Annotated in this window: 8 protein-coding genes; 1 reads left to right on the top strand and 7 read right to left on the bottom strand. The window is 66.1% G+C overall.

Features of this window, described 5'->3' with window-relative positions; translation table 11 throughout:
- Positions 1-1477 (bottom strand): phosphoenolpyruvate synthase (gene ppsA, locus VNM24_10735; protein HWQ39066.1); only part of this gene is annotated, 1477 nt, incomplete at its 3' end.
- A gap of 76 nt (positions 1478-1553) precedes the next feature.
- Between ppsA and VNM24_10730 the strand changes: the two genes are divergently transcribed.
- Positions 1554-2375, top strand: coding sequence for a pyruvate, water dikinase regulatory protein (locus tag VNM24_10730; protein ID HWQ39065.1), 822 nt, complete (start codon positions 1554-1556; stop codon positions 2373-2375).
- A gap of 27 nt (positions 2376-2402) precedes the next feature.
- Here VNM24_10730 and rnhB read toward each other — a convergent pair whose 3' ends face one another.
- The 6 genes from rnhB to VNM24_10700 all read right to left on the bottom strand — a co-directional run.
- Positions 2403-2984 carry a ribonuclease HII gene (gene rnhB / locus VNM24_10725; protein HWQ39064.1) on the bottom strand — a complete coding sequence of 194 codons (582 nt, stop codon included), beginning with the start codon at positions 2982-2984 and terminating at the stop codon, positions 2403-2405.
- Positions 2981-4180: a lipid-A-disaccharide synthase gene (gene lpxB / locus VNM24_10720; GenBank protein HWQ39063.1), complete on the bottom strand. Its 1200-nt coding sequence runs from the start codon at positions 4178-4180 to the stop codon at positions 2981-2983. The genes rnhB and lpxB overlap by 4 nt, the downstream gene beginning before the upstream one ends.
- A 14-nt stretch (positions 4181-4194) precedes the next feature.
- On the bottom strand, positions 4195-4965 hold the full coding sequence (gene lpxA / locus VNM24_10715; GenBank protein HWQ39062.1) for an acyl-ACP--UDP-N-acetylglucosamine O-acyltransferase: 771 nt from the start codon (positions 4963-4965) through the stop codon (positions 4195-4197).
- Complete coding sequence (gene fabZ / locus VNM24_10710) at positions 4962-5411, bottom strand: 3-hydroxyacyl-ACP dehydratase FabZ (protein ID HWQ39061.1); 450 nt, start codon at positions 5409-5411, stop codon at positions 4962-4964. The genes lpxA and fabZ overlap by 4 nt, the downstream gene beginning before the upstream one ends.
- Complete coding sequence (lpxD, locus tag VNM24_10705; GenBank protein HWQ39060.1) at positions 5408-6454, bottom strand: UDP-3-O-(3-hydroxymyristoyl)glucosamine N-acyltransferase; 1047 nt, start codon at positions 6452-6454, stop codon at positions 5408-5410. The genes fabZ and lpxD overlap by 4 nt, the downstream gene beginning before the upstream one ends.
- A 60-nt stretch (positions 6455-6514) precedes the next feature.
- The coding region (locus VNM24_10700; protein HWQ39059.1) for an OmpH family outer membrane protein at positions 6515-6623 on the bottom strand (109 nt) is incomplete at its 5' end.

Here is a 6623-nt window from a genome sequence, read left to right as displayed (position 1 = left end):
GATTGCCGAGGTTCATGGCGATCTTCACCGGGATTGCCGGCAACTGGTCCAGCTGGATCCGCAGCACTTCGACGTCGAGGATGCCTTGGTAGACGTAGCCGGTGTCGCCTTCGGCGCAGGACACGGTGACGTGGGCGCCCTCCTTCAGCGTCCGGGTCGCGTCGCCGCACCCGACCACGGCCGGGATGCCCAGCTCGCGCGCGATGATGGCGGCATGACAGGTACGCCCGCCGCGATTGGTAACGATGGCCGAAGCCTTCTTCATGACCGGCTCCCAATCGGGATCGGTCATGTCGGTGACCAGCACGTCGCCCGGCTGGACGCGGTGCATCTCCCCTGCGTTCTTGACCAGTCGCACCGTGCCGGTGCCGATCCTGGAGCCGATCGCCCGTCCGGAAGCGAGAACCTGTCCGCGCTTTTTCAGCCGGTAGCGCTCCTGGGTTTCGCCCCCTTCCATGGCCTTTACCGTCTCCGGCCGCGCCTGCAGGATGTAGAGCTTGCCGTCTTCGCCGTCCCGCCCCCATTCGATGTCCATCGGGCGCCCGTAGTGCTTTTCGATGGCGAGCCCATAACGGGCCAGCTCCTCGACTTCGGCATCGGTGATCGAAAAACGCGCGCGTTCTGCCTGCGCCACTTCCACGATGCGCGTCGAGCGGCCGGCGCTGTGCTCGTCGCTGAAGATCATGCGCATCGCCTTGGTGCCGAGCGCCCGGCGCAGGATCGCCGGGCGCCCCGCCTCCAGCGCCGGTTTGTAGACGTAGAACTCGTCCGGGTTCACTTGCCCCTGGACCACGGTCTCTCCCAGCCCGTAGGCGGAGGTGATGAACACGACCTGGTCGAAGCCCGATTCGGTATCCAGCGTGAACAGCACGCCGCTGGCTCCCAGATCGGATCGCACCATGCGCTGCACGCCTGCCGAGAGCGCGACCAAGGAATGGTCGAAGCCCTTGTGGACGCGGTACGAGATCGCCCGATCGTTGTACAGCGAGGCGAATACGTGCTTGATTGCAGACAGGACGTTGTCCAGCCCGCGGATGTTCAGGAAGGTCTCCTGTTGTCCGGCGAAGGACGCATCGGGCAGATCCTCTGCCGTGGCCGATGACCGCACCGCAAACGCGACCTCGTGCCCTTCGCGCTGCACCAGCGATTCGTAGGCGGTCCCGATCTCCTGCAGCAGCCGCGGCGCAAACGGCGCGTCCAGCACCCACTGCCTGATCATCCCCCCGGTGCGAGCCAGCGCCGCGACATCGTCGACGTTCAGCCCGGCGAGCGCGTCGTTGATCCGCTGCACGAGGCCGTTGGCCCGCAGGAAATCGCGATAGGCCGCCGCCGTCGTGGCGAATCCGCCGGGCACCCGCACGCCGGCTGCGCCGAGCTGGCTGATCATTTCGCCGAGCGAGGCGTTCTTGCCGCCGACCCGCTCCACGTCGCTCATGCGCAGGTGTTCAAACGGGATGACGTACGGTTCGGCTGCCATTGTGCGTTCTACCGTCGAGTGGTTCGAAAAAAGTTATTCTACCGGCCGATAGTCCATTCTGCAGGACAGTAAACCCATGCCGGAAAAGCGCACCGCCTTCTTCGTCTCCGACCGTACCGGAATCACCGCCGAGATGCTCGGCCATTCGCTGCTCACCCAGTTCGACGACGTGTCGTTCACTCAGATTACGCTGCCGTTCGTCGATGCCCCGGACAAGGCGGCCGAGGCGGTGCGCCAGATCAACCGCGCCGCGCAGAAGGACGGGCGACGGCCGCTGGTGTTCAGCACCCTGGTCGATCCGGCCTTATCGTCGATCGTCCAGGAGGCCAACGCGCTCTATCTCGACTGCTTCCAGGTCTTTATCGCTCCGATGGAGAAGGAACTGGGGGTAAAGTCCTCGCATACCGTGGGGCGTTCGCACAGCGTGAAGAGCAACGAGTACTACGAGCGCATCGAAGCGGTGAACTTCGCACTGGCTCACGACGACGGCCAGTCCACCAAGGAGCTGCACAAGGCCGACGTGATCCTGATCGGCGTGTCGCGCAGCGGAAAGACGCCGACCTGTCTCTATCTCGCGCTCCAGTTCGGGATTCGCGCCGCCAACTACCCGCTGATCCCGGAGGATTTCGCGGCGATGAAGCTGCCCGAAGCGGTCGGTCGATACCGCGGCAAGCTGTTCGGCCTGACCATCCAGCCCGAACGGCTGCAGCGCATCCGCGCCGAACGCCGACCGGGATCGACCTATGCGACGCTGGACAACTGTCAGTTCGAGGTGCGCGCCGCGGAAACGCTCATGCGGCAGGAGAACATCCCCATCCTGGACACCACCACCCGTTCGATCGAGGAGCTGTCCACCGTGATCATGCAGCAGGCCAACCTGCAGCGCCACGTGTACTGAGGCTCTCTGGCCTCTGTGGGGGCCGGATCAATCGAGCGGCGGACACAGCGCGCGAACCGGGGCGAAGCTGCGCCGGTGGACCGGCGAGACACCCAGGCGGCGCAGCGCCGCCAGATGCTCCGGCGTCGGATAGCCCTTGTTCCGGTCGAAGCCGTAGTTCGGGTAGCAACGGTGAAGCTTGCGCATGCAGGCGTCACGCGCCGTCTTCGCCAGGATCGACGCGGCCGAAATCTCGGGGATGAAGGCATCGCCGTCCACGATCGCACGGACCGGAAACCGGACCGCGGGGCAGTGCGCTCCGTCGACCAGGACTTGGCCGGGCTCGATGCCGAGTCGTTCGACTGCCCGTTGCATCGCCAGCAGGCTCGCGCGCAGGATGTTCAGCGAGTCGATTTCCTCGACCGAGGCCTGCGCCACCGCCCAGGCCAGACAGCGCTGCCGGATCTGCAGCGCAAGCTCTTCGCGCCGTGCCGGGGACAGCGTCTTGGAATCCGCCAGACCGTCGATCGGACGCTCGGGGTCGAGCACCACGCACGCAGCGAACACCGGGCCGGCGAGCGGGCCTCGCCCGGCCTCGTCCACCCCGCATACCTGCCCGCGCACGCTCATGCGTGCACCCGGCACGAGCGCCGGGCCTCGCCCTCAGCCGGCGGCGCAACCGGCTCCAGCAATGCAACCACCGCCTCCGCCGCTCGTGCCGCCGCATTCCGCCGGAGCTGACGGTGAACCGCGGCGAAGCGCTGCTCCAGGCGGCTGCGCACGATCTTGTCGCCCAGCAGGTTGAGCAGCGCCTGCGCCAGGTTTTCCGCTGTCGCATCTTCCTGCAGGATCTCCGGCACCACGAACTCTCCCGCCAGGATGTTGGGCAGACCCACGTAAGGCAAGTAAGCCTTGCGCCGCATGATCCAGGCTGATGCGGCCGGCATGCGATAGGTGATGACCATCGGCCGTTTGAGCAAGGCGGCTTCCAGCGTGGCGGTACCGGAGGCCACCAACACCACATCGGCCGCCGTCATCGCTTCGTGCGCGTGGCCGTAGAGAATCGTCAACGGCAGCTCCTCCCCATGCTCACGGTACAGGATGTCCTCGAAGATCAGCCGCGTCTCGCGGCTGACCAGCGGCACCAGGAAATGTACCTCCTTGAGCTGCCGATGCAGCAGCTTGGCGCTGGCCAGCATCAGCTTCCCGATCTCCCGAACCTCGCTTCGCCGGCTGCCGGGCAGCAGCGCGACGACGCTGGCCTCGGGCCTCAGTCGCAACTGCTCGCGCGCGCCCTCGCGGTCCGGCGCGTCCGGAAACTCGTCCGCCAGCGGATGTCCGACGTAGGCAACCGGCACGCCCGCCTTTTCGTAGACGGGAACCTCGTGCGGAAACAGCGCGAGTACCAGCTGCGCGGCGCGCTTGATCTTGTGAACGCGTTCTGCGCGCCAGGCCCAGATCGAGGGACTCACGTACTGCACCGTGCGCACGCCGCGGCCGCGCAGGCGCAACTCGAGGTCGAGATTGAAATCGGGCGCATCGACCCCGATGAACAGATCCGGCGGATCGGACAGCAGGCGCGTACCGAGTTCGCGCCGCAACCGCAGCAGGCCAGGCAGGCTGCGGAGGACTTCCACGTACCCGCGCACCGCCAACCGCTCCATCGCATACCAGCTCTCGAATCCCTGCGACTGCATCTTCGGGCCGCCGATGCCGAAAGCTTCGCAAGCCGGCAGCCGCTCCTTCAACGCCCGCAGCAGGTGAGCGCCCAGCAGATCACCCGAGGCTTCCCCGGCGACCATCGCAATACGAACCCGGCCGGACATCGCGTGTGCCGTTTTCACCGGATGATGCTGCGTCTGGACTTGGAGAGGAATTCCAGCAGCTGCCGGACTTCGGTGCACTCTACCGCCTGGAGCGCCAGCGCCTGACGGGCTTCTTCCAGGGTCAAGCCGGACCTGTAAAGCGTCTTGTACGCCTTGCGCAGGCGCGCGATGGTGTCGCTCGAGAACCCGCGGCGGCGCAACCCTTCGGTGTTGATCCCGTGCGGCTGCGCCGTATTGCCCATGGCTGTCACGAAAGGGGGTACGTCCGCCAGCACGACCGAACCGACCCCGGTGATGGCGTGTGCGCCGATGCGGCAGAACTGGTGCACGCCGGTGAACCCGCCCAGGATCGCATAGTCCTCGACCTCGACGTGGCCGGCCAGCTGGGTGCAGTTGGCGAAAACGGTGTGGTCGCCCACCACGCAGTCGTGGGCGACATGGACGTAGGACATGATCCAGTTGCCGTTGCCGACCCGGGTGCAGCCCAGATCCTGCGCCGTGCCGGTGTTGAAGGTGCAGAACTCGCGGATGACGTTGTCGTCGCCGATCTCGAGGCGCGTGGGCTCGCCGGCGTATTTCTTGTCCTGGGGGGCTTCTCCGAGCGAGACGTGATGGAAAATCCGGTTGCGGCGGCCGATCCGCGTGTGCCCGGAAATCACTACGTGCGCCCCGATCCGGGTGCCCTCCCCGATCTGGACATGCTCGCCGATGATGGAGTACGGCCCGATCTCCACCCCCGGGCCCAGCACGGCCGCGGGATGGAGGATCGCGGTCGGATGGATCATAGGCCCTTCATGGTACACATCAGCTGCGCTTCGGACACCAGCACTTCGCCGACCAGGGCCTGCGCCGTGAATTTCCAGATCCCGCGCAGGTTGCGGACCACCTGAGCCCGGATCGTGAGCTGGTCGCCGGGCACCACCGGTTTCTTGAAGCGCGCCTCGTCGATGCCCACGAAGTAGTAGACGCTGTTGGCGTCGCTCTTGAGGTCGAACGATTTGAAGGCCAGGATGGCGGAAGCCTGCGCCATCGCCTCGACGATGAGCACGCCGGGCATGACGGCGTAGTGCGGAAAGTGGCCGGCGAAGAACGGTTCGTTGATCGTCACGTTCTTCAACGCCACGATCTCCCTACCGGGATCGCAGGAAACCACGCGATCGATCAGCAAAAAAGGATATCGATGCGGCAGGTGCCGCATGATCTCCTGGATCTCCATGGGGCCCACGCTCATTTTTTCTCCATCTCCCTGAGTCGTTCTTCGAGCAGCCGTACCCGGTCGCGCAGATCGCGCAGGTGACGCAGCACGGATGCATTCTTCAGCCACTCCTCGTGCGGACTCACCGGAAACACCGAGGTATAGGTTCCGGGCGACAGGATCGACTTCGCGATCGTGGTGCCGCCCGAGATCTCCACGTGATCGGCGATCTCGAGGTGGCCGCCGATCATCGCGCTGCCGCCGATGCGGCAGTAGCGCCCGATGCGCGTGCTGCCGGCGATGCCCACGCAACCGGCGATTGCGGTGTGCGCGCCGATGCGGCAGTTGTGGCCGATCTGGATCTGGTTGTCGAGCTTGACGTCGTCCTCGATCACCGTGTCGGCCATTGCGCCGCGATCGATGGTCGTGTTGGCCCCGATCTCCACGTCATCCCCGATGACCACCCTGCCGATCTGCGGGATCTTGATCCATCGGCCGGCATCCATCGCCATGCCGAAGCCGTCCGCCCCGATCACCGCGCCCGAATGCACCATCGCACGCGCGCCGATCACGCAGCCGTGATATACCGTCACGCCCGCCGCCAGCACGCTTTCGGCGCCCACCATCGCGCCCCGCCCGACAAAACAGCCCGCGTGGACCTCGACCCCGTCGCCAAGCGTGGCATCGGCTTCGATGACCGCGCACGGGCCCACGTACGCACTCGGAGCCACCTTTGCGCGCGCGTCCACGACCGCGCGCGGGTCGATGCCGGGCGCGGGCTTGCTGCGCGGGTTGAGCAGGGCGCACACCCGTGCGTAGTAGGCATACGGGTTGGCGCAGACGATCCGCGGAAGCTGCGTGGCCTCGCGTGCTTCCTCGTTGACGATCACGGCGGAGGCCCGGGTGGTTGCGAGTTGGCGCTGATAGCGCAGGTTGGACAGGAAGGCCAGATGCCCGTCGGTGGCGGCCTCCAGCGGCGCCACCTGGTGCACGCGCACCGACGGATCGCCGATGATCTCCCCGCCGAAACGTTCAACCAGCTCGGAGAGCGAGTAACTGTTGCGCGCGCCCGCGTTCATCCAGAGTTCCCGCGCCGCCGCTTGCAGCCCACTCGGTTCGTGCCACCGGCTTTGCGGCCGTTACTTGTCGGCCAGCGCCTTGATGACCTTGTCGGTGATGTCGATGCGCGGGCTGCGGTAGACAGCTTCCTGCAGGATCAGGTCGAACTTCTCCGTCTCCGCGATCTGC

The sequence above is a fragment of the Burkholderiales bacterium genome, assembly GCA_035560005.1.
Lineage (GTDB): Bacteria > Pseudomonadota > Gammaproteobacteria > Burkholderiales > Eutrophovitaceae > DASRFY01.
The sequence above is the reverse complement of the archived record's forward strand: the minus strand, read 5'-3'. Positions and strand labels throughout refer to the sequence as shown.

Excerpts from the sequence above, each read along its gene's own strand:
- fabZ (HWQ39061.1), bottom strand. The coding sequence starts at position 5,411 with ATGAGCGTGGGCCCCATGGAGATCCAGGAGATCATGCGGCACCTGCCG.
- lpxB (HWQ39063.1), bottom strand. The coding sequence starts at position 4,180 with ATGTCCGGCCGGGTTCGTATTGCGATGGTCGCCGGGGAAGCCTCGGGT.
- rnhB (HWQ39064.1), bottom strand. The coding sequence starts at position 2,984 with ATGAGCGTGCGCGGGCAGGTATGCGGGGTGGACGAGGCCGGGCGAGGC.
- VNM24_10730 (HWQ39065.1), top strand. The coding sequence starts at position 1,554 with ATGCCGGAAAAGCGCACCGCCTTCTTCGTCTCCGACCGTACCGGAATC.
- lpxA (HWQ39062.1), bottom strand. The coding sequence starts at position 4,965 with ATGATCCATCCGACCGCGATCCTCCATCCCGCGGCCGTGCTGGGCCCG.
- lpxD (HWQ39060.1), bottom strand. The coding sequence starts at position 6,454 with ATGAACGCGGGCGCGCGCAACAGTTACTCGCTCTCCGAGCTGGTTGAA.